General features: G+C 72.3%; 20 protein-coding genes. 11 read left to right on the top strand and 9 right to left on the bottom strand.

Features of this window, described 5'->3' with window-relative positions; translation table 11 throughout:
* Positions 1-282 precede the first annotated feature (282 nt).
* Positions 283-1521: a sulfatase gene (locus E1292_RS11760; RefSeq protein ID WP_220446773.1), complete on the bottom strand. Its 1239-nt coding sequence runs from the start codon at positions 1519-1521 to the stop codon at positions 283-285.
* Positions 1518-2282, bottom strand: coding sequence for a FadR/GntR family transcriptional regulator (locus E1292_RS11755; protein ID WP_220446772.1), 765 nt, complete (start codon positions 2280-2282; stop codon positions 1518-1520). Before E1292_RS11755 ends, E1292_RS11760 begins: the two co-directional genes overlap by 4 nt.
* 145 nt (positions 2283-2427) lie before the next feature.
* On the opposite strand from E1292_RS11755, the gene E1292_RS11750 reads away from it, so the two are divergent.
* The 7 genes from E1292_RS11750 (at position 2428) to E1292_RS56085 (ending at position 11612) form a co-directional block, all read left to right on the top strand.
* Positions 2428-4686 (top strand): dipeptide ABC transporter ATP-binding protein, encoded by a 2259-nt coding sequence (locus E1292_RS11750; RefSeq protein ID WP_246090065.1) that lies wholly within the window; start codon positions 2428-2430, stop codon positions 4684-4686.
* Positions 4683-5585, top strand: a complete 903-nt coding sequence (locus tag E1292_RS11745) for an ABC transporter permease (protein WP_132594941.1) — start codon at positions 4683-4685, stop codon at positions 5583-5585. The genes E1292_RS11750 and E1292_RS11745 overlap by 4 nt, the downstream gene beginning before the upstream one ends.
* Positions 5586-6533: an ABC transporter permease gene (locus tag E1292_RS11740; protein ID WP_132594939.1), complete on the top strand. Its 948-nt coding sequence runs from the start codon at positions 5586-5588 to the stop codon at positions 6531-6533.
* Positions 6534-6568: 35 nt separating this feature from the next.
* Positions 6569-8119 carry an ABC transporter substrate-binding protein gene (locus E1292_RS11735; RefSeq protein WP_132594937.1) on the top strand — a complete coding sequence of 517 codons (1551 nt, stop codon included), beginning with the start codon at positions 6569-6571 and terminating at the stop codon, positions 8117-8119.
* 51 nt (positions 8120-8170) lie between these two features.
* A complete protein-coding gene (locus E1292_RS11730; RefSeq protein ID WP_132594935.1) occupies positions 8171-9103 on the top strand; it encodes a dihydrodipicolinate synthase family protein in 933 nt (310 codons plus the stop codon).
* On the top strand, positions 9103-10560 hold the full coding sequence (locus E1292_RS11725; protein WP_132594933.1) for a sulfatase-like hydrolase/transferase: 1458 nt from the start codon (positions 9103-9105) through the stop codon (positions 10558-10560). Before E1292_RS11730 ends, E1292_RS11725 begins: the two co-directional genes overlap by 1 nt.
* A gap of 797 nt (positions 10561-11357) precedes the next feature.
* Positions 11358-11612 carry a MerR family transcriptional regulator gene (locus tag E1292_RS56085; RefSeq protein ID WP_132594973.1) on the top strand — a complete coding sequence of 85 codons (255 nt, stop codon included), beginning with the start codon at positions 11358-11360 and terminating at the stop codon, positions 11610-11612.
* A gap of 32 nt (positions 11613-11644) precedes the next feature.
* Here E1292_RS56085 and E1292_RS11715 read toward each other — a convergent pair whose 3' ends face one another.
* A complete protein-coding gene (locus E1292_RS11715; RefSeq protein WP_246090063.1) occupies positions 11645-12022 on the bottom strand; it encodes a dihydrofolate reductase family protein in 378 nt (125 codons plus the stop codon).
* 528 nt (positions 12023-12550) lie between these two features.
* Between E1292_RS11715 and E1292_RS11710 the strand changes: the two genes are divergently transcribed.
* Positions 12551-13402: a phosphotransferase enzyme family protein gene (locus tag E1292_RS11710; protein WP_132594931.1), complete on the top strand. Its 852-nt coding sequence runs from the start codon at positions 12551-12553 to the stop codon at positions 13400-13402.
* A gap of 221 nt (positions 13403-13623) precedes the next feature.
* On the opposite strand, the gene E1292_RS11705 is transcribed toward E1292_RS11710, so the two are convergent.
* From E1292_RS11705 to E1292_RS11695, 3 genes are all read right to left on the bottom strand, one after another.
* Positions 13624-14163, bottom strand: a complete 540-nt coding sequence (locus E1292_RS11705) for a DUF1062 domain-containing protein (protein ID WP_246090062.1) — start codon at positions 14161-14163, stop codon at positions 13624-13626.
* Between the two features lie 261 nt (positions 14164-14424).
* The gene (locus tag E1292_RS11700; protein WP_132594927.1) at positions 14425-14976 is read right to left on the bottom strand and encodes a dihydrofolate reductase family protein; all 552 of its coding nucleotides are present in this window, start codon (positions 14974-14976) and stop codon (positions 14425-14427) included.
* Positions 14977-15151: 175 nt separating this feature from the next.
* Positions 15152-16042, bottom strand: coding sequence for a LysR family transcriptional regulator (locus tag E1292_RS11695; RefSeq protein ID WP_132594925.1), 891 nt, complete (start codon positions 16040-16042; stop codon positions 15152-15154).
* A gap of 99 nt (positions 16043-16141) precedes the next feature.
* Here E1292_RS11695 and E1292_RS11690 point away from each other — a divergent pair, with 99 nt between their 5' ends.
* Positions 16142-16492: a DoxX family protein gene (locus E1292_RS11690; RefSeq protein ID WP_132594923.1), complete on the top strand. Its 351-nt coding sequence runs from the start codon at positions 16142-16144 to the stop codon at positions 16490-16492.
* A 64-nt stretch (positions 16493-16556) separates the two neighbouring features.
* Here E1292_RS11690 and E1292_RS11685 read toward each other — a convergent pair whose 3' ends face one another.
* Positions 16557-18035 carry an SDR family oxidoreductase gene (locus E1292_RS11685; protein ID WP_132594921.1) on the bottom strand — a complete coding sequence of 493 codons (1479 nt, stop codon included), beginning with the start codon at positions 18033-18035 and terminating at the stop codon, positions 16557-16559.
* Between the two features lie 61 nt (positions 18036-18096).
* Positions 18097-20370: a xanthine dehydrogenase family protein molybdopterin-binding subunit gene (locus E1292_RS11680; protein WP_132594919.1), complete on the bottom strand. Its 2274-nt coding sequence runs from the start codon at positions 20368-20370 to the stop codon at positions 18097-18099.
* Between the two features lie 74 nt (positions 20371-20444).
* Between E1292_RS11680 and E1292_RS11675 the strand changes: the two genes are divergently transcribed.
* Entirely contained in the window at positions 20445-21314 is an 870-nt protein-coding gene (locus E1292_RS11675) for an FAD binding domain-containing protein (protein ID WP_132594917.1), read from the top strand.
* Positions 21311-21805: a (2Fe-2S)-binding protein gene (locus E1292_RS11670; protein WP_132594915.1), complete on the top strand. Its 495-nt coding sequence runs from the start codon at positions 21311-21313 to the stop codon at positions 21803-21805. Before E1292_RS11675 ends, E1292_RS11670 begins: the two co-directional genes overlap by 4 nt.
* A gap of 132 nt (positions 21806-21937) precedes the next feature.
* On the opposite strand, the gene E1292_RS11665 is transcribed toward E1292_RS11670, so the two are convergent.
* Positions 21938-22918, bottom strand: coding sequence for a LacI family DNA-binding transcriptional regulator (locus E1292_RS11665; RefSeq protein WP_132594913.1), 981 nt, complete (start codon positions 22916-22918; stop codon positions 21938-21940).
* Between the last annotated feature and the right edge of the window lie 6 nt (positions 22919-22924).

The following is a 22924-nucleotide window of genomic DNA, read 5'->3' as shown; positions in this document are numbered from 1 at the left end:
CATCCGGCGGCTAACCAGCGGGTGTTGTGTCGATGCCGCGGCATGGTGGCTCCTCCGTGGGTTTCGATCGCCGGTCTGGTAGCCGGCCGGGACGAAGTGGTGGTGCCGGTGGCGGCCATCCGGTCCAGGTACGGGTGAGCCCGAGCGGGTTGCCGTGTGAACCGCTGTCGTCGTAGCGCTGCTGATCGAGGGACGTCGGGTGCCGGGCGCCGCGGCGTTGGTGGTCGAGGGACGTCGGGTGCCGGGCGCCGCGGCGCTGGTGGCGTCCGGTCGTACGAGGTGTCACGGGGGGAGGTCGGCGAACGGTTCCGGTTGCCGGTTGCGTTCGGGCAGCAGCGCCTCGGTGTCGTCGAGCCAGCGTGACAGCAGGTCACGCATCCGGGCGGCGACCTCGGGGCGCTGCGCGGCGAGATCGATCCGCTCGCCGGGGTCGGGGACGATGTCGTACAGCCGGGCGGGGTCGCCCTCGAACGACACGATCAGCTTCCACCGGCCGTCGCGGATCGCGGCCGACGGGCGCCCGCCCTGGTTGCTGTAGTGCGGGTAGTGCCAGAAGAGCGGGCCGCGGGCGAACGGCTCGCCGCGCAGGGCCGGCCCGAAGTCCACGCCGTCGACGTGCTGCTCCGGTATGGGGGGCAGGCCGGCGGCGGCCAGGAGCGTCGGGTAGGAGTCGGGACTCGTGACCGGCTCGCTGATCCGCGTGCCGGCGGCCACCACCCCGGGCCACCGTACGATCAGCGGTACGCGGACACCGCCGTCCTCGGTCCAGCCCTTGCCCTGTTTCAGCGGGAGGTTGCTGGTCGGCGAACCCTCCGCTGTGGACAATCCACCGTTGTCGGAGGTGAGGACGACGATGGTGTCCTCGGCGTCGCCGGTGCGATCGAGGGCGTCGAGCAGCCGGCCGACGTTGCCGTCGAGGTTGTCCACCATGGCGGCGTAGGCGGGGTCCGACTGCACCATCCGCCGCCTCACCCGCGCGTCGCGCTTGTCCCAGGTCGGGAACGGTTCGCCGGTCTCGACCGGGTCGATCTGCGCGAGGCCGGTGTCCCGCGCCTTCGCCTCGTACTTGGCGACCGGCTCGGGCGGCGCCTGGATCGGCACGTGTACCGCGTAGTGCCAGAGGTTCAGGAAGAACGGACGGTCGCCGGAGGCCTCGATGAGGGCGATCGCCTCGTCGGTGAGCCGATCCGTGAGGCATTCGTCATCCGGCCCGTCCGGCAGGGTGGGGTTGCCGTACGGGGAGAACCAGCTCTGCGGGTGTCCCCGGTCGCAACCACCGATGATGACCCTGGCCGGGTAGCGGCCGGTGAGCAGGCTGGCCCTGGTGGGCGAACGGGCCGGCGCCGCGGCGTAGGCGTCGGTGAACAGGGCTCCCCGGGCGGCCAGCGCGTCCAGGTGCGGCGTCTCGTAGAACGTACTGCCGTAGCAGCCGAGGTCGCGCCAGCCCAGGTCGTCGATGAGGATGAAGACGATGTTGGGCCGGCGCTCCGCACCACGCGCCGGCGCGGGCCGCCCGGTCAATGTGCCTCCGTGGTGGTCTCGGTGGGCGGTGGCGCCTCCTCCGGCGGGTCATCGGCGAGCTTGGACTCTATGCCGATGTAGTGGTCGTTGATCGCCGTTCGTGCCTGGTCCGGGTCGCCGGTGAGGATCGCGTCCAGGATGGTGGCGTGGCCGTGGTAGGCGTCCATCGGCGTGCGGCCGCGCGCCGGTGGGACCGCCGCGTGGAACGCCAGCCAGAACTGATCGAACAGCCGCAGCAGCATCGCGTTGCCGAGATCGCGGAACAGCAGCTGGTGGAACTGCCGGTCCTGCTCGGCGAAGCCCTCTCCCCGTTCGGCGAGTTCGCGCATCGTCTCCAGGGTCTCCCGCAGCGCGGTGACGCTCGCCGGCGACATGACCTGCATCGCGTCGGTGATGAGGGCGGCTTCGAGGGTCTTCCGCAGCGCGGTCAGCTCGCGCAGGGTCGCCCGCTGGTCCTGGATGAGGCCGTACGGGAGGTGATCGAGCAGCGGGGCGAAGGAGAAGTCGCGTACGTAGACGCCGCTGCCGCGGCGCGTCTCCAGGACGCCGGTGGACTCCAGCGCCTTGACCGCCTCGCGGACCGAGTTACGGCTGACTCCGAACAGCCGGGCCAGCTCGGACTCCGGCTTGAGCGGATCGCCGGGCCGCAACCCCTGCCTGAGGATGTAGTTCCTGATCTCCTGCTGCACGATCTGGTACAGCGGAGCTGTGTTGCCGAGATGCCGGAACTCCGGCTCCACGTCGTCCTGCTGAGTCGCCACGCTCTCGATCAACCTCTCGCTCGGTTCAACTTGTAGGATATCTTGCCACTCTTGACACTCAAGATCTGCAGGCCTACGGTAAGCGAAATCTGTAGGACATCTTGCAGCAATGCGCAGGCCACACTAGCGCCAAGGAGGTCGTCAGGTGTCAGGTGGAGCCCTCGACGGCGTGGTCCGGGACGGGAACGCCCACAGCGGCACCACGCCCGGCGTGCCGGATCGCGGTGCCGGGCAACCGGTGCTGAGGCTGCGCGACCTGACCGTCGAGTTCACGACGTCGGCGGGCGTGGTGCGCGCGGTCGACGGGATGAGCTACGACGTCTTCGGCGGCGAAACGCTCGGCGTGGTGGGGGAGACCGGGTCCGGCAAGAGCGTGTCGGTGCTCGCCGCGCTGGGCCTGCTCCGGACGCCGAACCTGCGCCGGGTGTCCGGGAGGGCCCTGCTCGGCGACGTCGACCTGCTCGCCCTGCCCGAACCGGACCTGCGGCGGCGGCTCGGGCGGGACGTGGCCATGATCTTCCAGGACGCGATCTCGGCGCTGAACCCGGTCCAGCGGGTCGGCCACCAGATCGCCGAGGCGCTGCGGGTGCACGACCGCGCTCTGTCGGCCGCCGCGGCGCGGACGCGGGTCGTGGAGCTGCTCGACATGGTGGGCGTCCCGCACCCGGGGACACGCTATGACCAGTACCCCCACCAGTTCTCCGGCGGCATGTGCCAGCGCGTGATGATCGCCATGGCGATCGCCAACCGCCCGAAGGTCCTGATCGCGGACGAGCCCACCACCGCCCTGGACGTCAGCGTGCAGGCGCAGATCCTGGACCTGCTGCGGGTCGCGCGGCAGGAGACCGGAGCCGGCGTGGTGCTGATCACCCACGACCTGGGGGTGGTCGCGGAGACCGCCGACCGGGTCAGCGTGACGTACGGCGGCCGGATCGTGGAGGCCGGCGACGTCACCCAGATCTTCACCCGGCCGCGGCACCCCTACACGGCGGCACTGCTCGGCGCGCTGCCCCGGCTCGACACGGCGTCCGATCGCCTGCTCCCGATCCCGGGACAGCCGCCGGACCCGAGCGAACTGCCACCGGGATGCGCCTTCGCGCCCAGGTGCCCGATCTCCCGCGGTCGCGCGCTGTGCACCGAACTCCGGCCGGAGCCGGTCCCCGACGGCGGCGGCGCCGGGGCGAGCGCCTGCCATTTCCCGGACGAGGCGGCGAGCCTGCTCACCGCCAGGCCGGACGGTGAGCAGGCCGCACCGGTCGATGAGCGGGCCGAGCCGGCCGGCACGCGGGAAAGCGCCGGCGCTCCTGTCACCGCCGGCGGACCGGCCGCGCCGGTGCTCGACATCCGGGAGGCCATGGCGCGCTTCCCGGTGCGTTCCGGCCTGCTCGCCCGCCCGTCCGCGTGGGTGCACGCGGTGGACGGGGTGTCGCTGCGGGTTCCGGCCGGTCGGACGCTGGGACTTGTCGGCGAGTCCGGGTGCGGCAAGACCACGCTCGCGCGGCTCGTCCTGCGCCTCGTCGAGCCGACGGGCGGCCAGATCATGGTCGACGGCGACGACGTCGGCAAGGCGGGCCGGTCCCAGCTGCGGCGGATCCGGCGGCGCGCGCAGATGGTGTTCCAGGACCCGTACGCCTCGCTGAACCCCCGGCTGAGCGTCGGCGACAACGTCGCCGAACCCCTGCGACTGCAGGGCGTGCCCCACGGCCGGCGCCGGCTCGAGGTGGCCGACCTGTTCACCCGGGTGGGGTTGCGGCCGGAGCACGCGGACCGCCTGCCGGCGCAGTTCTCCGGCGGGCAACGCCAGCGGGTCGCGATCGCGCGGGCGCTGGCGTCCCGGCCGGGGCTGCTGATCCTCGACGAGCCGGTGTCCGCACTGGACGTGTCGGTGCAGGCGCAGGTGCTGAACCTGCTCGCCGACCTGCAGCGGGCGTCCGCGATGGCGTACCTGTTCGTCAGCCACGACCTGGCGGTGATCCGCCAGGTCGCGGACGAGGTCGCGGTGATGTACCTGGGGAGGATCGTCGAGTCCGGGTCGGTGCGGCGGGTGTACGACGACCCGCGCCATCCGTACACGCGGGCGTTGCTCGCCTCGGTGCCGGTGCCGGATCCCGTCGGCCGCGCCGGCCGGCGGCGGGTGCCGCTGGGCGGTGACGTCCCCAGCCCGGTGGATCCGCCCTCGGGATGCCGGTTCCGGACCCGGTGCCCGCTCGCGGCCGCCGTCTGCGCCGAGGAGGAACCACCGTTGCGGCTCATCGCCGGCGGCCACACCGCATGTCATTTCGCCGAGCAGACCCCCGGCCTGAAACCGGCCGAGCGGACTCCCGCACTGAAACCCGCCGAGCAGACCCCCGGTCCTGAACCGGCCGAGCGGGCTGCCGGCCAGGAACCGGAGGTGCGCGGATGACCACGGCCCCGGACGTTCCCGCGCCGGCGCCTCGGCGGCGGCTGGCGTCGCTGCGCCGGTTCATCAGGTCCCGGTCGGCCGTCGCCGGCGCGGTCGGGTTGCTGGTACTGGCCGCGCTCGCGCTGTTCGCGCCGCTGATCGCCCCGTTCGACCCGGCCGCGCAGGACGGCGAGCCCCTGCTCGGCCCATCTGGGGCGCACCTGCTCGGCACCGACCAGCTCGGCCGCGACATCCTGTCCCGGCTGATCCACGGCGCCCGCGCCTCCCTCATCGCCGCCGCCGGCGCCGCCGCGGTCGGCGCGGGCATCGGGGTGCCGCTGGGGCTGCTCGCCGGCTACCTCGGGCGGTGGGTGGACGCGGTCGCGATGCGCCTGGTCGACCTGCTGCTCGCGGTGCCGGGGATCCTCCTCGCGCTGGTCATCATCGTGGTGCTCGGCCCGGGCCGGCTCAACCTGATCCTCGCGATCGGGATCGGCGCGGTGCCGGAGTTCGCCCGGCTCACCCGGGTGGCCACGCTCGGCATCCGGGACCGCGACTTCGTGCTGGCCGCCCGGGGGATGGGCGCGAGCACGCCGGACACGATGGTGCGTACGGTGCTGCCGAACGTGCTCGCTCCGATCGTCATCCAGCTCGTCGTCACCGCGTCGATGGCGGTCGTGGTCGAGGCGGGCCTGACCTTCCTCGGGCTGGGCACCCCACCGCCGGCGCCGTCCTGGGGCGGCATGCTCCAGGACGCCCGCTCGTACCTCTATCAGAGCCCGAGCTACGGGCTGTTCCCCGGGCTCTGCCTGGTCGCCACGGTGTTGTGCCTCGACAGGATCGGGCGCGGCCTGCAGCTCGCGGTGAGCGGCGGCGGCCCGAACGTGGCGACGCGCATCACTACCGGAGGTGCGGTCTAGATGTACGGCTACCTGATCCGGCGGCTGCTGCAGTTCGCCGTGGTGCTGCTGCTCGGCTCGATCGCGGTGTGGGGCTTCACGTTCGCCCTGCCCGGCGATCCCGCGACGGTGCTGCTCGGCCCGGACGCGAGCGAGGCGGAGCTGGCCGCGACCCGCGACCGGCTCGGTCTGGGCGGGTCCGTCGTGGAGCAGTACGTGTCCTGGATCGGCCACGCCGTCGCCGGCGATCTGGGCTCCTCGTACTACTCGGGCCAGCCGGTGGTCAGCGAGCTGCTCGACCGGATCCCGGCGACGGTGCAGCTGGCCGGGTTGGCGATGGCCCTGACCCTGCTCATCGCGGTACCGGTCGGCACCGCCGTGGCTCTGTGGCCGCGCTCGGTGGTCGGCCGGACGCTGCAGGGTTACCTGACGGCGGGCCTGGCGGTACCGGCGTTCTGGCTCGGGCTGCTGCTGATCATCGTGCTGGCCGTGCAGCTGCGGTGGTTGCCCGCCTCCAGCGACTTCGTACCGCTGTGGCGGGATCCGGGCGGCGCGCTGACCGCCACGATCCTGCCGGCGAGCGCCATCGCCGTGCACACCTCCAGCGTCACCGCCCGCTTCCTCGCCACCTCGCTCGGCGAGGTCATGGGCAAGGACTACATCCGCACCGCCCGCGCCAAGGGCGTACCGGAACGGGACGTGATCCGCCGCCACGCGCTGCGGAACGCGTCCCTGCCGACTGTCACCATCGTCGGGCTCCAGCTCGGCGGCTTCCTCGGCGGCACCGTCGTCATCGAGGCCGTCTTCAACTACCCCGGTCTGGGGCGCCTGCTCTACACCGCGATCGGCGAACGCGACTACTCCCTCGTCCAGGGCGGGGTGCTGTTCGTCGTCGCCACATTCGTGCTGCTCAACCTGCTGGTGGACGTGTTCTACGCCGTCCTCGACCCGCGTATCCGGCTTACCTGAGATCCACCCCATCTCACCCCTCAGGCGGCAACACCATGACCATTTCCCCGATTCAGTCCCGCCTCATCGCCCGCCGTACGCTGCTGCGGACCGGGTTCCTCGCGGCCGGCGCGATCGCCGGCGCGCCACTGCTCAGCGCCTGCGGCTCTGACAGCGGAGAGAGCGGGGGCGGCACGGCCGGCAAGATCACGCTCGGCACGACGAAGATCATGCAGTTCGATCCGTACCTCACGAACACCGACATCCACATCCACTCCTTCTACACGTACCTGATCGACTACCCGTCCGACGGCACCTACAAGGCCATCCCGGCAGGGGCCGAGAAGTGGGAGTTCGCCTCCGATCACAAGTCGGTCGTCATCACCCTGCGGGAGGCGAAGTACCACTCCGGGGCGCCGGTGACCGCCGGCGACGTCGTCACCGGGGTCAAGCGGGCGCAGGACCCGGACGCCGGGTTCACCCTCGCCCAGCCGACCAGCTTCATCGCCTCGGCGACCGCGGTCGACGACCGGACCGTGCGCCTGAACTTCAAGCAGCCCGCGCCCGAGCCGCTCGTGCTCGACTGGATGTTCGCCTTCCCGCTGGTCACGGCGGCCGGTAACACCCCGGCGAAGCTGGAGCACGAGCCGGCCGGCTCCGGCCCGTTCCGGCTCGCGGAGTTCCAGCGCAACCAGCGCCTGGTGCTGAAGAAGAACCCCGACTTCTACGACGCAGGCAAGCCGTTCCTGGACGAGGTGGAGTACCGGTTCTTCACCGACGAGGACGCGCTGGTCGCCGCGCTGGAGTCGGGGTCCGTCGACGGCGCCGCCTACATCGCCTTCCGGCACGCGGACCGGCTGCGGGACCGGTTCTCCCTGGTGGAGGGCAACGGCCGGATGTCGCTGTTCTTCATGAACGCCCTCATCCCGCCCTTCGACAACAAGCTCCTGCGGCAGGCGCTGGCGCGGGCGATCGACCGGGAACGCGTCCTCAAGCAGGTCAACTTCGGCATCGGCGACCCGGTGTACACGGCTTTCATGCCGTCCTCGCCCGCGTTCGACCCGGCGTACCTCGACTCGCACGGGTTCGACCTGGACGCGGCCGCGGCGCTGCTGGAGCAGTCGGGCGGCGCCCGCAAGGCCGTCGCGGGCGTGACCTCGGGCACCCCGGCCGTCTCGACGCTGGAGATCATCCAGGCGGACCTGAAGAAGATCGGGTTCGAGCTGGAGATCGCCCCGCAGGAGGAGGCGGCGTACCTTGAGGCGCTGTTCGCCAGCAAGCTGCAGTGCACCGTCGCGGCGCAGCCCAACAACATGCAGAGCCCGTCGCTGGTCGCCCGGGGCCGGCAGATGCTGACCACCGAGGCGAACACCACGTTCGGCGGCAAGGTGCCGCCCGCGTACGTCGATGCGGTCGACGCGGCCGCCGCCGCCATCAAGCCGGAGGAGCAGAAGGCCGCCTACGCCGCGCTGAACCGCATCCTCGTCGAGGAGGCGTGGGCGATCGGCATCACCACCATGCCGTCGCTGTTCGCACTGGACAAGCGCGTCTCCGGCCTGGTCACGGACGCCCGCGACTTCGTCAACCTCACCGAGACCAAGGCCTGACCTGCCGGTGGGCAGAGCTCGTCCGCCGGCAGGCAACGAGAAAGGATCCGCATGACCGGGTTGCGCTACTCCACCGATGGACCGGACATGGCACTGCTCACCGCCGTGTTCACCCCGTTCACCGAGACCGGTGAGCTCGACCTCGACACGGTGCCGAAGCAGGCGGACGACCTGGTCGCGTGGGGTTCGGCGGCGGCGTACGTCGGAGGTACCGCCGGTGAGGGGGCGTCCCTGTCGACCGCGGAGCGGATGGCGCTGGCCGAGCGGTGGTGCGAGGTCGCGGCGGGCCGGCTGGACGTCATCGTGCACGTGGGACACTCCAGCCTCACCGAGGCGCGCCGGCTGGCCGCGCACGCCGAGTCGGCGGGAGCGCGGGCGATCTCCGCCGTCGCGCCGTACTTCCACCGTCCGGAGACGGTGGACGCGCTGGTCGACGCCTGCGCGGCCATCGCCGACGCCGCACCGGCCCTGCCGTTCACCTACTACCACATCCCCTCGATGACCGGGGTCGGCCTGCGGGCCAGCGACGTGCTGCTGGCCGCCCGGGAGAGGATCCCGACGTTCGCCGGCGTCAAGTTCGCCCACAACGACATGGTCGACCTGCAACGGTGCCTGCACCTCGCCGGCGGGCGGCACGAGGTCTTCGTCGGCGTCGCCAAGCTGGTGCTCGCCGCGTGGCAGTGGGGGGCCCGGGCCGCGATCGGATCGGTGTACAACTTCGCCGGTCCGCTGTTCCGGCAGCTGCTCGACCACGCGGCGCGCGGCGAGCTGGCCGAGGCGCGAGAGTGCCAGATGCTGGCGCAGCAGGTCATCGACGCGGCCGCGCGGCACGGCGGCGAGCTGGCCGGTTTCAAGGCGCTGGGCTCCCTGTCCGGGGTCGACTGCGGAGGCTGCCGGCCGCCGCTGGTGTCACCCGGCCCGGAGCAGGTGGCCGCGCTGGGCGCCGAGGTGACCGGGCTCGGGTTCGCCTGCCGGGGCCGTTGATGGCGACGAACGTGCTGGTCATCCAGGCCGACCAGTTCCGGGCGGACTGCCTCGGCGTGGCAGGGAACCTGGATGTGCGTACCCCCCACCTGGACCGGCTCGCCGGGGACGGCGTGCGCTACCGCAACGCGTACTGCCCCTTCCCGGTCTGCACCCCCTCCCGCTATTCGCTGGTGTCCGGCCTGCACGTCCGCCAGCACGGCGGCTGGACGAACCGCTGCACCCTCGCCCCCGGCATCGACACCTTCCCCCGGGCGCTGCGCCGGGCCGGATACCGGACGGCCGCGGTCGGCAAGATGCACTTCACGCCGACCTACCTCGACGTCGGTTATGACCATCTGGAGCTGGCCGAGCAGGACGGGCCCGGCCGGTACGACGACGACTACCACCGGGAGCTGGCGGCGGCCGGGCTGGCGCCGGTGACCGACCTGGTCGACCAGGAGCGCGAGTTCCGCGCGCTGGCCCCGCAGTCCTACTGGGACACGTACGGCAGCGGCCGGTCGAACCTGCCGGAGGAGTGGCACTCCACCACGTGGATCGGCGAGCGGGCACGACGGGTGCTCGCGGGCTGGTCCGACGCCGGTGGCCAGCTGCTGCACGTGTCATTCGTCAAGCCACACCACCCGTTCGACCCGCCCGCCGGCTGGGACGAGGCCTACGATCCGGCGGCGCTGACCCCGCTACCCGGCTGGACGGAGGCGATCCCGACCGCCGACCAGCGGCACCGGCGGGAGTACTTCGACTACGAGCTGCTGGACCTGCCGCGGCTGCTGCGGGTGATGGCGCACTACTACGCCACCATCACGCACCTGGACCACGAGGTCGGGCGCATGCTCGACCTGCTGCGGCAGCGCGGGCTGTACGACGACACCCTGATCGTCTTCACCGCCGACCACGGTGAATACCTCGGCTTCCACCACCTGCTGCTCAAGGACGGGCCGATGTACGACCCGGTGGTGAAGGTGCCGCTCCTGGTCAAGTTCCCCGGGCGGCAGCGGCCCGGCGAGGCCGCGGACGCGCTGGTCTCGCTGATCGACATCGCCCCGACGGTCCTCTCCGCCTGCGGGCTGTCTCCGGCGACGCCGTTGCCGGGCAAGGACCTGGCCGATCCGGCCGCCGGGCACGGCTGCGTCTTCGCCGAGGACCGCCGGCACGGCATCGCGGGAATGGCCCGTACCGACCGGTACAAACTGCTGTGGTCGGACGTCGCCGGGGAAGCCCTCTTCGACCTGAACGCCGATCCGCACGAGCTGGCGAACGTCGTCGACGACCCGGCGCACGGCGACGCGCTGCGGCGGGTGCGCGAGGCCGTCGCGCGGTGGGCGCTGTACGACGCGACCCCGCCTACCTATCTGGACCCCGCCGCCCCGCAGCGGCGCGCGGTCACCGGCGGCGACCGCGCCGCCCGGCACCGGCTGTTCGCCGGCGCGGTGGACGAGCACCGCCCCGGGGCCTGACCTCCGGCTCCTGACGCTTGACGTGGAGAGGAACGACGATCGTGACCACTCATCGTTCGCCCCGCTATCGCCCGCTGCTGATTGACGGCCACGTCGCCTCGCCTGCGGCGTGCCTGACCGGCTAGGGAATGGTTCCTCTCTCGCGCGCGAAAGAAAATCTGTAGTCGTCACGGTAGACATTCGCGCGAGTGGGGGATAAGGTTTGTGACATCGCAAAGGACGGATCCACGAGGGCAGTGCAGAGTGAGCACCACGACGAACTGCCCGGACGAGCGTGGACAGCAGGTTTGAGGAGAAGGGCAGAAGGTCGGACTGCCGCGGCCAGTGCAGTGGTAACAGGGCCGGGGCGGTGGACGCGCTGCCGTCGCACGAAGTCGGCACCAGCATTCGGGGTGTCGAGGCACGGATAACCGGAAAGGAGTGTTGAACGCCATCAGGATCGCCCGTCGCCGGCCGCACGTCGCCGCACGGGTACCGCAGCTCCACGAACAGGATGGTGGTCTACGGTCACGCTTACGCGATCCCCGCACCCCCGCCCCGGGCGGCTGGTGCGGAAGAAGTGAACCGGCCAGCAGGGCCGGTGGATGGTGTTAAACCTCTGGGCCCCGGCGCATCATGGCGCCGGGGCCCCTGTTCGCATTCAGGAAGGTTGAATGGATCAAACACATCAGGCGTCGGTCACCGCCTCCAGGCGAGAGCCGTCCCGCCCTGCCGGTGCCGACCCGGCCGATGAGCCGGCCACCTCGGCCGGCAGTCCGGAGCAGCGGCTTGATGACGAGGACTACCCCGCCTACAGCATGGGCCGGGCCGCTGAGATCCTCGGCGTCACCCCGGCCTTCCTGCGCAGTCTCGGCGCCGCCAAGCTGATCGAGCCGCTACGCAGCGAGGGCGGTCACCGCCGCTTCTCCCGCTACCAGCTGCGCCTGGCCGCCCGCGCCCGCGAACTCGTCGACGCCGGCACCGCGTTGGAGGCGGCCTGCCGCATCATCATCCTGGAAGACCAGCTCGCCGAGGCGATGCGCATCAACGAAGAGCTCCGCCGGCGCCCTTGACCGCTCCCGGCCCCGGCGACGCCGGCGTCCTGTCAGTCCGAGTCGCCGCGGGCGCGCGCGTAGCGCTCGTAGATCACGCGCGAGCCGAACGTCCTGGTCTCGATCAGGTCCAGCCGAACCTCTTCGGTGACCGGCGGCAGGAAGGGCGTGCCGCCACCGACCACGATCGGATTGCGGAACATGCGCATCTCGTCGACGAGGCCGAGCTCGATCGCTGCCGCGGCCAGGCCGGCGCCACCGATCGAGACGTCCCTGGCGGTCGCGTCGAGCGCCGCGGCGACCTCCTCGGCCACCGACGCCGAGGCGAGCCGGGCGTTGCCCTGGACGCTGTCGAGCGTGCGGCTGAAGACGACTTTCGGGATAGCGCACCAGATGTCGGCGAACACGGCCCCGAGCTCGTGGTAGCGCATCAACGGCCGTCTCCCACGGCAGCATGGTCTCGTAGAGCCTGCGGCCGCAAAGACAGCCGCCGAGTTCGCGGATCTGGGCGATGCTGAAACGAAACTGCTCCTCGTCAGGAGCCGTCCACCCGAACGAGCCCTCGCGGTCGGTGATGAAGCCGTCCACCGAGACGCTCATCGAGTAGATCGGCATGGCTTCGACCTCATCGCACCGGAGCGACGGACGATGATCGCGATGAGCTTCACCTTTGAGCTCGACATCGGGCACTCCTTCCTTCCGCAGGCTGCTCTGCCACAGCTGGTGACCGATCGCGAAACGAAAACTCATCGTCATGGCGGTCCAAGCGATCGGACGGCCATTGCCGACGCCGCACCGGGCCGCCGGAAGCGGACCCCTCACTGGCGCGCTTCTCCGCCCGGCGCGGAGCGGGCGGCCGCGTCGCGCCGACGCGGCCGCCATCGACGCCTTGGTATGGTGCGCGGGTCGCTCCGCTGGGCGAACCGCGGCAGCGATCGACGGAGAGGAGCCAGGCGACGATGGAGGCGTCAGAGGTCGCGCGTGCGGTGGCCGCGGCCATGTCGACGGCCTCATCACTTGGCCTGGCGGCCGACGACGCGATCGTTCTTCACGACTCGAACAAGCTCACCCTGCGTCTACTGCCTTGTGACGTCCTGGCCAGGGTGGCACCTGCAGCGCATCAGGTCGCGCGGTTCGAAGTCGAGCTTGCTCAGCGGCTCGCCGCGTTCGGGTGCCCTGTGGCTGCTCTGGAGCCTCGAGTGGAGCCACGCGTCCACGAGCGTGACGGCTTCGTGGTCACGCTGTGGACCTACCACGAGCCCGTGACCTTTCAGGAGATCTCGCCCGCCGGCTACGCCCATGCGCTCGAGCGGCTGCATGCCGGCATGCGCAAGATCGAGATGCCGACGCCGCACTTCACGGATCGCGTCGAGCAGGCTCAGCGACTCCTGGCGAACCGCGAGCACACTCCGGCGCTCGCCGACGCGGACCGGGAGCTGCTCAGCCACACGTTACGGCGCCTGAGACGAGTGATCGGCGAGCGCGGCGGCGCCGAGCAACTGCTGCACGGCGAGCCGCACCCGGGCAACGTGCTCACCACGAGGAAGGGGCTGCTGTTCATCGACCTTGAGACGTGTTGCCGTGGGCCCGTCGAGTTCGACCTCGCCCATGCGCCCGAAGACGTCAGTGAGCACTATCCGGGTGTCGATCAGGACCTGCTGCGCGAGTGCCGGACCCTCGTGCTGGCGATGGTCACAACGTGGCGCTGGGATCGAGACGACCAGCTGCCGAACGGGCGCCGGCTGGGCACGGAGTGGCTCAGCCAGATCCGGGCGGCGCTCGATCGCGAGGGACTGGACAAGCGTGGCTGATCGCGGGCCATCGAGGCCGTAGCCGGCTCGGACACTTCCTGCCGGACCGGACCACACCGGATCGCGACCGTGGCCCGTGCCGCGCGATCGCCGGGCCCTCGTGGAAGGCGCCCACGAGGGCCCGGCCGCCGGACCCTACCGGTGGCGGTCTGGGAGGCCGGCCGGCCATGATTTATGAGCTGGTCCGGCTGAGGGGATCGCGCGCCGCGGCCACGACCCCGCTAGTGCCCGGCCATCACGGTGAAGGCGAACCCGGCGCTCGTCGTCCGGCGGAGCGGAATCTCGCACTTGATCCGGCGCAGCACCTCGTTCCTGCTGAGGCCGAGCCCCTGCGCGATGAGCCGGTCCGGGCGCACCGGCACCGGATCCTCGAAGACGACCTCCACCCGAACCGGCCACCCCTCGTCGAGCCATGCCGACGGGGCGTCCAGCCGCCAGGCCCCCTTCCAGTCCAGGGTGACGCGGTTGCGCCGGGCGAGCACTGGATCCAGCAGCCTGGAGGCCACCAGCTCCGGATCGTTGGCGTGGTAGCCGTCGAGCTCGGCCGGATCGAAGGATCTGACCGGCGCCCGCTCGTGCACGGTGAGCTTGCTCGTCCGATCGCAGGACACGCAGCGGACCAGCAGCCACACGTCCAGCAGCTTGGCGTTGGCGTTGACGCGGAACCTGCCCTCGCCGGTGGTGGCCGACTCCGACCGGCAGGCCACGCACCGCAACGACAGCAGAGGCAGCCTGGTCCGACGGACGACCCAGGGCAGCACAGTATGAGGTTGTGAAGACATGAACTCTCTAGACCTGACACGAGGCCGATTACGCGCGGCCTCAATCGCTGGAGAACCGGGCGCACACGGGCAGCCCGGCAGAGCCGGCGTTAGGGCCGGCCTGAAGGTGAACGGAAAGACGTGTCAGGTCTGAAGAGCAGGCGGGGTCACGCGGTTCTGTCCTCTGTCCTCACTGCGACGGGTCGCGGGCAACCTACCGGAACGCCTGAGGAAAACTCAACCGGTTTTCCGGCCGTGCCCCTACTGGGTGGCCGAGGTGTAGGTCGCGATGATCACGCCGCTCTTCATCACCTTGGTGGCGGCCAGGTTCAGCGTGGTCCGGACGTCGCTCAGCGGCGCCGAGATCGACGGGCCCCCCACGAACACGGGGGTGATCCAGAACCGCACCTCGTCGACCAGGCCCGCCTTGACCAGGGCGTGGGTGACCGTGCCGTAGCCGTACATGAGGATGTTCCTGCCCTCCTGGGCCTTGAGCCGGGTGACCGCCTCGATGAGGTCGCCCTGCAGCACCTCGCTGTTCTTCCACTCCGGGTCGGTGAGGGTGGTGGAGGCGACGTACTTCTTGACGTTGTTGAAGTAGGCCGCGCCGGTGCTCGGGTCGCTCTCGTCCTGGTTGGGCCAGGCGGCGGCGAAACCCTCGTAGGTACGGCGGCCCATCAGCAGCGCGTCGGCCGAGTCCGTCTGCTCGCCGGCGAAGGCGGAGGCCTCGTCGTCGAAGTACGGCATCGTCCACGCCGGGTCCTCGATGACGCCGTCGAGGCTGATGTAGGTCGAGTTGATGATCTTGCGCATTCCGGGTTCCTCCTGTTGCCAGTACGCGTTCCGCCGATCGTGACGGGAGCCGCTCAGCGCGCCGTCCCGCTTGTGACTCTCATCCTGGGGGGCGCACCTTACGATCCGCTTCAGGTCGCCTTCCGGCAGGGGCCCGCCCGCCGGACACGTTACGGTCGGTTCGGAGCGGCGACCGTCATGGCCTGGTCGCCAGGCAGCAGCGTACGAAGTCCTGGATCACGGGGTCGGCGTCGTCGGCGGGGGACCAGGCGACGCCGACCCGGGTGGGGCTGACGCCGGTGACGGGACGGTAGGTGACGCCGGGCCGGGCGTAGAAGCGGGCGGAGGACGCGGGGGCGAGGGCGATGCCGTATCCGCTGGCGATCGCGTTGAGCCACTCGTCCGGCTGGTCGGTGACGGCCCCGATGCGGACCGGACGGCCCTCGCGTTCGCCGGCGGCCAGCCAGTGGTCCCGCCACTGTCCTGTCGCCGCCGGCGCCGCGACGAACGGCTCGTCCCACAGGTCGCGGAAGGGGATCCGTTCGCAGGCCGCCAGCGGGTGGCTTGACGGCAGCGCCACCCAGCGCGGCTCGGTGAACAGCACCTCCACGCGCAGGCTGTCCTGGCCGGGGAACGGCAGCCGCAGCAGGGCGGCGTCGACGTCGCCGTCCGCGAGCCCGGCCGACGGGTTGGACCAGGCCGCCTGCCGCATCTCGACGCGCCAGCCCGGCCGGCGGCGGGCGAAGTCCGCGATGATGTCCTGGGTGGCCTCGTTGGCGGCGCTGGCCAGAAAGCCGACCCGCAGCACGCGGGCCGCCTGGGCGGACGCGCTGCGGGTGTCCCGCAGCGCACGGTCCCAGCCGGACAGCAGCGCCGGCACCCGTTCCGCCAGGGTCCTGCCCGGGCCGGTGAGGGCCATGCCGGCCTTCGAGCGCGTGAACAACCGCACCCCGAGCTGCGCTTCGAGCTGCTTGATCTGCTTGGTCAGGGCGGGCTGCGACACGAAGAGCCGTTCCGCGGCGCGGGTGAGGGTCCCTTCCTCGGCCACCGCGGTGAAGTAGCGCAGGAGCCGCGTGTCCACATCCATGCCATCAGGTTATAGATACAGGTATTAGACGGCAGAAACGGGCCTGGGCAGGGTGGGAAGCGCACGTACTGACCTGTTCGCTGAAGTGGAGAGATCCACGTGTTCATCGCCTACGCCCTCGTCACCGTCCTCACGATCGCCGTCAACGCATGGGCGGCGACAGCGGACTTCATGAAGGCCGGATTCGTCCTCGCCAATTCGGCCGGACTGGGCATTTCGCAGTCATGGCTGCCGCTGCTCGGCGCGCTCAAGGCCGCCGGAGCCGCGGGGCTGCTGCTCGGGCTGCTGGGCGTCCCGTTCGCCGGCATCGCGGCCGCCGCCGGGCTCGTGCTGTTCTTCGTGGGCGCCGTCGTCGCGCACGTACGCGCCCGCGTGTACGCCAGCATCGTGATCCCCGGCGGCTTCCTGGCGCTGGCCGTCGCCTCGCTCGGCCTCGCCCTCGCGCGCTGACGGGCGGGGTGAACGGTTCGCCGCGCGTGCGGCGAACAGCCCGCCGAGCCCGGTTGGGAAGACCTCACGCGGGGGTCGAAGCCCGCCGTTCCGCCCGGGCCGCCGCGGCGGCGATGTTCACCGGGATCCGCCCGAAGATCAACCCGTGGAACGGCGAGATCCCCCACCAGTACAGGTGCCCGAGCAGCCCGCGCGGATGGAAGATCGCCCGCTGGGTGTAGTAGGTGCGGCCGCCCTCCTCGCGGACGCCGAGTTCCAGCCACGCCAGGCCGGGCAGGCGCATCTCGGCGCGCAGGCGCAGCAGCCGGCCGGGCAGCACCTCCTCCACCCGCCAGAAGTCGACCGCGTCGCCCACCCGCAGCCGGGCGGGGTCGCGCCGCCCGCGCCGCAGCCCCACACCGCCGAACAGCCGGTCGAGCAGGCCCCGCAGCTGCCACGCGACGGGCAGGGAGTACCAGCCGTTCTGGCCGCCGACGGCCTCGATGACCCGCCACAGGGCCTCCGGGCCGGCGTTCACCTGGCTGTCGCGGCGGTCGATGTAGAGGCTGCCGCCGGTCCAGCCGGGGTCTGTGGGCAGGGGGTCGCTCGGCGCGCCGGGCGTGGACGCCGACGACCAGCGGGTGGCCACGTCGGCCTCTTTGATCTTCTGCAGCGCCAGGGAGACGGCCTGCCGGAACCCGGTCAGCCCGCCCTCGGGGTCGGGTACGTGACGGGCGATGTCGTGCTCGTGGCAGACGGCCTCGGTGCGTACGGACTCGACCAGCGGGCGCGCGATGCCCGCGGGCACCGGCGTGACCAGGCCGACCCAGTGGCTGGACAGCTTCGGGGTGAGCACCGGCACCGGCACGATCACCCGGGACGGCAGCCCGGCCACGGACGCGTACCCGTGCATCATGTCGGCGTAGGTGAGCACGTCGGGGCCGCCGATGTCGAAGCTCCGGTTCACCTCGCCGGGCGCGGCCGCCCAGGCCACGAGGTAGTGCAGCACGTCACGGATGGCGATGGGCTGCGTGGCCGTGCGCACCCAGCGCGGCGTCGTCATGACGGGCAACCGTTCGGTGAGGTGGCGCAGCATCTCGAACGACGCCGAGCCCGAGCCGATGATCACGGCGGCGCGCAGCACCACCGCGGGCACGCCCGACCGCAGGAAGATCTCGCCCACCTCCGTGCGGGAGCTCATGTGCGGGGAGAGCCGCTCGTCGGCGGCCAGCCCGCCGAGGTAGACGACGCGCCGCACGCCCGCCCGCTCGGCCGCCGCCGCGAACGTGCGCGCGGCCAGGCGGTCCTGATCGGCGAACCGGCCGGACGTGCCCATCGCGTGGATCAGGTAGTAGGCGACCTCGATGCCGCGCAGTGCCCGGTACGTCTGCTCGGGATCGGTGGCGTCCGCCTCGGCGACCTCGGTCCGGCCCGCCCACGGCAGGTCGCGCAGCCTGGCCGCCGAGCGCACCATGCACCGGACGTCGTGACCGGCGGCCAGCAGCTCGGGGACCAGCCGTCCCCCGATGTAGCCGGTCGCCCCCGTGACCAGGCACTTCACCATCCGACACTCCCTCCCACGGTTGCCCCGTTCCCCGCCGCGCCCTCGTCATGCGGAGGCAGGGTCACGCGCGCGAGCCGTGCCGGGCAGCCGCCGCCCATACCGCGGCGGGCGTCAGCGGCATGTCGATGTGGTCGACGTCGAGGGCGTCGCACACGGCGTTGACCACGGCGGGCGGGATGCCGATGCAGCCGGCCTCGCCCGCGCCCTTGGCGCCCAGCGGCGTGTTGGGGTTGGGCGTCACGGTCTCCAGCAGGGTGACCGGCGGCATGTCGGCGGCGGTGGGCAGGAGATAGTCCAGCAGGGTGCGCGCGTACGGCATGCCGTCGGCGTCGATGACCGCCTGCTCGTAGAGGACCTGCCCGAGACCCTGGGCGATCGAGCCCTGGCCCTGGCCGTCGACGATCATGGGATTGACGACCACCCCGTAGTCGTCCGCGGCGACCAGTCGCAGCACGTGGACCGTGCCGAGATCCGGGTCGATCTCCACGACGGCCACGTGCGCGCCGTACGGGAAGGCCTGCGGCGGGGCGAGGATCTCGTCGGCGCGCAGCGGGCCGGTGCGGGCGACCAGCTCGCCCAGGGTCAGGCCGGTGATCGGGCCCGTGTCGAGACCGGCGCCCGGGGCGTCCCCTGCTCGCGGGCACGGAGGCTCCGAGGCGCCGGCCAGCAGCCGGCCCCCGGCGTAGGAGACGTCGTCCTCCTGCAGGCCGAGCAGGCCGGCGCACCGGCGGCGCGCGGCGGCGACCAGCGACTCGGCGGCTCGCCACAGCGCCGCCCCGCCCACCTGCATGGAACGGCTGCCGAAGGTGGCGAACCCGTAGGGGATCTCGCCGGTGTCGCCTTCGACGACCCGGACCAGGCCGACGTCCACGTCCAGCACCGAGGCCACGACCTGCGCGAACGCCGTCAGGTGGCCCTGCCCGGTGGACGTGGATCCGACGCGGGCGATGAACGTGCCGTCCGCGCAGGCCTCCACGCTGCCGAACTCGTCGCTGTCCGGAGGCCCTCCCGAGCGCTCGACGTACGTGGCGATGCCCACGCCGATCGGCGGCCCGCCCTCCTGGCGGCGCCGGGCCTGCTCGGCGCGGATGTCGTCGTAGCCGGCGGCCGCCAGCGCCTGGTCCAGCGTGGCGGCGTAGTCGCCGGAGTCGTAAGCGCGCCCCGTCGGCGTGAGGTAGGGGAACTGGCCGGGGCGGATGAAGTTGCGGCGGCGCAGCTCGGCGGGGTCCGTGCCGAGCCGCCGGGCGAGCCGGTCCACGGTGCGTTCGAGCGCGTACGCGGCTTCCGGGCGGCCTGCGCCGCGGTACGACGCGGTCGGGGCGGAGGTGGTGAGCACGCACCGGATCCGGGTGTGCACCCGCGGCGTGCGGTAGGCACCGGTGCTCATCGCCCCGGTCATCATGGGGACGAAGGCTCCGGTGTGCGGGTAGCCGCCGACGCCGGCGTCGACCAGCAGCTCGTACGCGAGGAAGGTGCCGTCGTCGTCGGCCGCCAGCCGTACGCGCTGGTTCTGGCCGCGGCCGCGCGGGCCGGCCAGCATGGCCTCGGCGCGGTCCTCGCACCAGCGCACGGGCCTGCCGAGGTGGATCGCGAGCAGGGCGGCGACCACGTACTCGGGGTAGGTCTGGCTCTTGGCGCCGAACGCGCCGCCGGTGGCCGGGACGATGACCCGGATACGTTCCCTGTCGAGGCCGAGCGCCTCGGCGAGGGAGTCGCGCAGGCGGTGCTGGGCCTGGTGGGAGGCCCACACGGTCAGGCCGCCGCCGTCGCCGGGGTCGGCCAGGACGGCCCTCGGCTCCAGGGACGTGGGCAGCAGGAGCTGCTCGCGGTAGGCGGCCTCGACGACCACGGGCGCGGTGGCGAACACGTCGCCGGCCGGCTCGCCGAAGGTGCGCTCGGCGACCACGTTGCCGCGATCGTCGAACAGCGGGGGTGCCTCCTGGGCGGTCATCGGGTCGCAGACGGCGGGCAGCGGTTCAAGGTCCAGCCGGACGGTCTCCGCTGCGTCCTCGGCGCGGGCGCGGGTGTCCGCGGCGGTCACGGCCAGCGCCTCGCCCGGGTAGCGGACGCGCCCGGTGGCGAGCAGCGGCCACGGGGGCGCGTCCTCCGCACCGGGCAGGCCACGGGCGGCGAGGTAGGGGAGCTCGGCGGCGGACCACGCGCCGGCCACCCCTTCCTCCTTGAGCGCGGCGGCGACGTCGACGCCGCGGATCAGCGCGTGCGGCACCGGGCTGCGGGTGAAGGCGAGTTCCAGGGTGCCGGGCAGATCGAGGTCGGCGACCCTGCGGGCCCGCCCGGCGAGCAGGTCGGGGTCCTCGCGCCGCGCGAGCGGCATCCCGATGTACCGCAATGTTTGGACACCCCCGCCTTCGGTACCAACGTGGATATCGGATGCCCGGGATGAGGGACATGAAACCGCCACAATTCGACTACGTAGCGCCCGCTTCCGTGCCGGAGGCGGTGGCCGTGCTGGCCGAGCGAGGGCCGGAGAGCCGGGTGCTCGCCGGCGGTCAGAGCCTGCTCATCGAGCTGCGTTACCGGACCGAGCGCCCGGCCCTCGTGGTCGACGTCAACCGCATCCCCGGGCTGTCGGACATCGCGGTCGAGGACGGCTCCGTGCACATCGGCGCGCTGGTCCGGCACGCCCAGCTGGAGCACGCCCGGTTCGGCGACCCGCTCGCCGAGCTGTTCCGCCAGGTCGCGCCGTACGTCGCCCACCCGCCCATCCGCGCGCGCGGCACCTTCGCCGGGAGCCTGGCCTGGGCGCATCCGGCGTCGGAGTGGTGCGCGCTGGCCATGGCGCTCGACGCCGGGATCGAGCTGGACGGCCCGTCCGGCCGGCGTACGGTGCCCGCCGGCTCGTGGTTCCGCGGCGCCTTCACCACCGCCTGCCTGCCGGAGGAACTCGTCACCGGCGTGCGGCTGCCGCGCCCGCCCGCGGGGGCCGTCGTGGCGTTCGCGGAGCACCGCCGCACCCACGGCAGCTTCGCGCTCGCCGCCGCCCTGGTCATGCTGCGCGTGTCCGAGGGCCGCGTGGCGTGGATCCGTATCGGGCTCGCCAACGCCGCCGACATCCCCTTGCGCGCCGTCGAGGCCGAGCACCTGATGATGGGGGAGCGGCCGGAGCCGGACCTGCGCGCGCAGGCCGCGGCCCGAGCCGCCGCCGAGGCCGACCCGGCCGACGAGCCGCACGCGCCGGCCGCCTACCGCAGGCACGCGCTGGCCACCCTGGTGCGGCGCTGCCTCGCCCGAGCCGTCGAGAACGCGGGAACACCATGAACGTCGAGCTCACCGTCAACGGCAGCACCCACCGGCTCGACGTCGAGCCGCGCACCAGCCTCGCCGACGCGCTGCGCGACGGGCTCAAGCTGACCGGCACGACGCTGGGATGCGAGCACGGGGTCTGCGGCTCGTGCACCGTACTGGTCGACGGCACCGCCATCCGCTCCTGCCTCGTCCTGGCCGTCCAGGCGGACGGCGCCGACGTCCGTACGGTCGAGGGGCTCGCGGGCGACGGCGGGCCGCACCCGCTGCAGGAGGCGTTCGCCGCCGAGCACGCCCTGCAGTGCGGGTTCTGCACGCCCGGGTTCCTCATGCTGCTCGCCGGCGCGCTCGCCGAGGAGCCGGACCTGGACCACGACGAGCGGCGGATGGACGAGGTCCTCGCCTCCAACCTCTGCCGCTGCACCGGGTACGCGGGCATCCGCCGCGCCGCGGCCCGCGCGGCGCGGCGGATGCGCGGGGACGTCGCCCCCGGCAGCCGGTCGTGACCCCGGTTGACCATGCCGTCGACTCCTCTGAGCCGCTCACCTGCTTCTTCACGCTCTCCCGATCCCGTTCCGTCTCACGGTGTACCGCCGGTCGGGGAGGCGGTCCGCGGGCCGGATCGGTGCGGCCCGCGGTCAGGCGGCCAGGCTCGACTCGCGTACGACCAGTTCGGTGGCGAGCTCGACGTGACGGGACTCGATCTCCTCGCCGGCGGCCAGCCGCAGGGCCGTGCGCAGGGCGACCGCCCCCATCTCGCGCAGCGGCTGGCGTACGGTGGTCAGCCGCGGCGAGGACATGTAGGCGACGTCCGTGTCGTCGAAGCCGACGACGCTGAGATCTTCGGGGACGCGCAGGCCACGGGCCCTGGCGGCATGGATCGCGCCGAAGGCGGCCTCGTCGGAGGCCACGAAGACGGCCGTCGGCGCGGGGGACAGGTCGAGCAGGGCGGCGCCTCCCCGCACCCCGTCGGGATAGCAGTAGCCGGGCGTGACCACGTATCCCGGCAGGACGGGCACGTCCGCGGCCTCCATGGCGGCGCGGTAGCCGTACATGCGGGCCTGGTTGGAGGCCGCGGTGGCGGGGCCGCCGAGGTAGGCGATGCGGCGGTGGCCGAGGGCCAGCAGGTGCTGGGTGGCGGACAGGCCGCCGGCGAAGTTCGTGGGGCCCACGCTGGTCACCGAGGCGCCGGGGAGGCCGAGCGGGTCGATGACGACGACCGGCAGGCCGGCCCGTGAGAGCGCGGCGAGCTGCCGCGGGGCAGGCTCCTCGAAGAGGGTGATCACCGCCCGGCGTCCGGCGGTCACGTCGAGGGGCCCGGTGGCCCTTCGGGTGATGACGACCGACACGCCTGACGCGGTGCCCGCCTCCATCACACCCTTGATGATCTCGGACGAGCACGCGCAGAGCTCGTCCACCTGCACCTCGACGGTGCCGGGTTCGGTCCGGCCACGCCGCGGCGGGACGTAGCCGTGCTCCTGCAGCAGGGACCGCACCAAGGCCCGGGTGGCGGGTGCGACGTCGCTGCGGTCGTTGAGCACCTTGGACACGGTGGCCACCGACACGCCGGCCGCGGCGGCAACGGTGGCCAGCGTGGCCCGTCTGCGACTTGCCTGCATCGACCC

It is taken from the genome of Nonomuraea deserti (genome assembly GCF_004348685.1).
Lineage (GTDB): Bacteria > Actinomycetota > Actinomycetes > Streptosporangiales > Streptosporangiaceae > Nonomuraea > Nonomuraea deserti.
This window is presented reverse-complemented; position numbering and strand designations above follow the sequence as displayed.